The 1,949-nt window shown below is 71.0% G+C and carries 3 protein-coding genes and 1 pseudogene; 3 read left to right on the top strand and 1 reads right to left on the bottom strand.

The features are described 5' to 3' along the window. Both ABWP09_RS00765 and ABWP09_RS00760 read left to right on the top strand, forming a co-directional pair. Window positions 1-168: pseudogene (locus tag ABWP09_RS00765) on the top strand (tRNA (adenosine(37)-N6)-threonylcarbamoyltransferase complex transferase subunit TsaD); the annotation flags it as partial. A gap of 10 nt (window positions 169-178) precedes the next feature. Further along, entirely contained in the window at window positions 179-1,150 is a 972-nt protein-coding gene (locus ABWP09_RS00760) for an NAD(P)H-dependent glycerol-3-phosphate dehydrogenase (protein WP_353203258.1), read from the top strand. A 132-nt stretch (window positions 1,151-1,282) separates the two neighbouring features. Here ABWP09_RS00760 and ABWP09_RS00755 read toward each other — a convergent pair whose 3' ends face one another. After that, window positions 1,283-1,456, bottom strand: a complete 174-nt coding sequence (locus ABWP09_RS00755) for a DUF1674 domain-containing protein (RefSeq protein WP_353203257.1) — start codon at window positions 1,454-1,456, stop codon at window positions 1,283-1,285. 101 nt (window positions 1,457-1,557) lie between these two features. On the opposite strand from ABWP09_RS00755, the gene ABWP09_RS00750 reads away from it, so the two are divergent. Next, window positions 1,558-1,949: transcription antitermination factor NusB (locus tag ABWP09_RS00750; protein WP_353203256.1), on the top strand; the 392-nt coding region annotated here is incomplete at its 3' end.

Here is a 1,949-nt window from a genome sequence, read left to right as displayed (position 1 = left end):
GTCGCGCCGCCTTTGTGGCTGTGCACCGACAATGCCGCGATGATCGGCTGGGCCGGAGCAGAACGCTTCGCGGCGGGCCTGACCGACCCGCTCGACGTCGCCGCGCGCCCGCGCTGGCCGCTCGATCCGGGTGCCGAAGCCGTGCGCGGCGCGGGGGTGAAGGCGTGAGGATCGGCCCATGAAGATAGGGATTCTCGGCGGCGGGGCGTGGGGTACCGCGCTGGCGCAAGTCGCGGCGCGCGGTGGCGAGCCGGTGCTGCTGTGGGCGCGCGAGCCCGAGGTCGTGGCGTCGATCAATCATGCGCATGAGAACAGCCGCTTCCTCGCCGGGATCGCGCTACCGGCGTCGATCCACGCGACTGGTGCGCTCGGCGATCTCGCGGGATGCGACGCTTTGCTCGTCGTTGTCCCGGCGCAGCATGTCCGCGCGGTGCTGGCCGAAACTGCGGTCGGCGCATCGCCTTTGGTTCTGTGCGCCAAGGGGATCGAGGCAGGAACGCGGTTGCTCGTGGGCGAGGTCGCGCACGCACTCCACCCGCGCAGCCCGATCGCGGTGCTCTCCGGCCCGACCTTCGCGCATGAAGTCGCCGCCGGGCAGCCGACCGCGGTGACGCTCGCTTGCGCCGACGAAGCGCTCGGCGCGGCGCTGGCCGAGCGGCTCGGCGGGCCGGCGTTCCGGCCCTATGCCTCGACCGACGTGATCGGCGCGGAGATTGGCGGGGCGGTCAAGAACGTGCTCGCGATCGCGTGCGGCGTGGTCGAAGGTGCCGGGCTCGGCCAGAATGCGCGCGCCGCGCTGATCGCGCGCGGTTTCGCCGAGATGGTGCGCTTCGGCCTTGCGCGCGGCGCGCGTGCGGAAACATTAAGCGGCCTGTCGGGGCTGGGCGATCTGGTGCTCACCTGTTCCTCGACCAGTTCGCGCAACTTCTCGCTTGGCATGGGGCTTGGTCAGGGCAAGCGTGCCGCCGATTTGCTCGCCGATCGCCTCACCGTCGCGGAGGGGGCATTCACCGCGCCGGTGCTGCGCGAGGCGGCCGCGGCGGCGCGCGTCGCGATGCCAGTGGTTGAGGCGGTATGCGACTTGCTCGCCGGGCGCGATGTCCGCAGCGTGATCGACGCGCTGCTCGCGCGCCCGCTGACGCGCGAGTGAGCCGCGCCTTCCGTTCGCCCTGAGCTTGTCGAAGGGCTGCTCTTCACTCGTACCACCGCGCAACGGGAGAGCGGTGCTTCGACAAGCTCAGCACGAACGGGGAGAGGGGCGACCGCGCGGAGCAACCGCCGCTCAAAAGTCGATTGCGATTCCTTTGAGTTCCCAATCGCCATAGCGCGTCGGATCGAGCCCGTCGGGATCGCCCTTCGCGCTTTGCGTCTTCGCTGGCGTGGAATCGGGTTTGGGCACCGGCGGATTGGCGCTGAGATAGGCGGGTGGCTTCACATGTGGCGGGCGACGGGCCATGGAGGTTTCCTGATGGCGGCACGGTATAGTGCGCCCATGCCACATCGGCCTCCCCCACGATGCGTTCAAGCCCCAGAGACCCCCAATATGACAAACCTGCGATGACCCTGCCCCCGCCCCGCCGCTACATGCCCCGGCCCGAACCGGTCGAGCCACCCGGCGTCCCCGCGCGCCGCGCCGCGCTGCGGCTGCTCGATGCCGTGCTGCGCCAGGGCTTGCCGCTCGAGGCCGCGATTGGCCGTGCGACCGCGGGGATCGAGCGGAGCGACGACCGCGCGCTGGCGCATGCGATTGCCGCCGAGGTGCTGCGGCGCTTGCCCGATCTCGACGCGCTGATCGATTCGGCGACCAAGACGCGGCTGCCCGATGACGCCAAGGCGCGCTTTGCGCTGCGCATCGCGCTCGTCCAGGCGCTGTCGCTCGGCACGCCGCCGCATGCCGCGATCTCGACCGTGCTGCCGCTGGTCGATGGGGGCCCACGCAAACTGGTCCA

Source organism: Sphingomonas sp., assembly GCF_040398505.1.
Taxonomy (GTDB): domain Bacteria; phylum Pseudomonadota; class Alphaproteobacteria; order Sphingomonadales; family Sphingomonadaceae; genus Sphingomonas.
This window is presented reverse-complemented; position numbering and strand designations above follow the sequence as displayed.

Excerpts from the sequence above, each read along its gene's own strand:
- ABWP09_RS00760 (WP_353203258.1), top strand. The coding sequence starts at position 179 with ATGAAGATAGGGATTCTCGGCGGCGGGGCGTGGGGTACCGCGCTGGCG.
- ABWP09_RS00755 (WP_353203257.1), bottom strand. The coding sequence starts at position 1,456 with ATGGCCCGTCGCCCGCCACATGTGAAGCCACCCGCCTATCTCAGCGCC.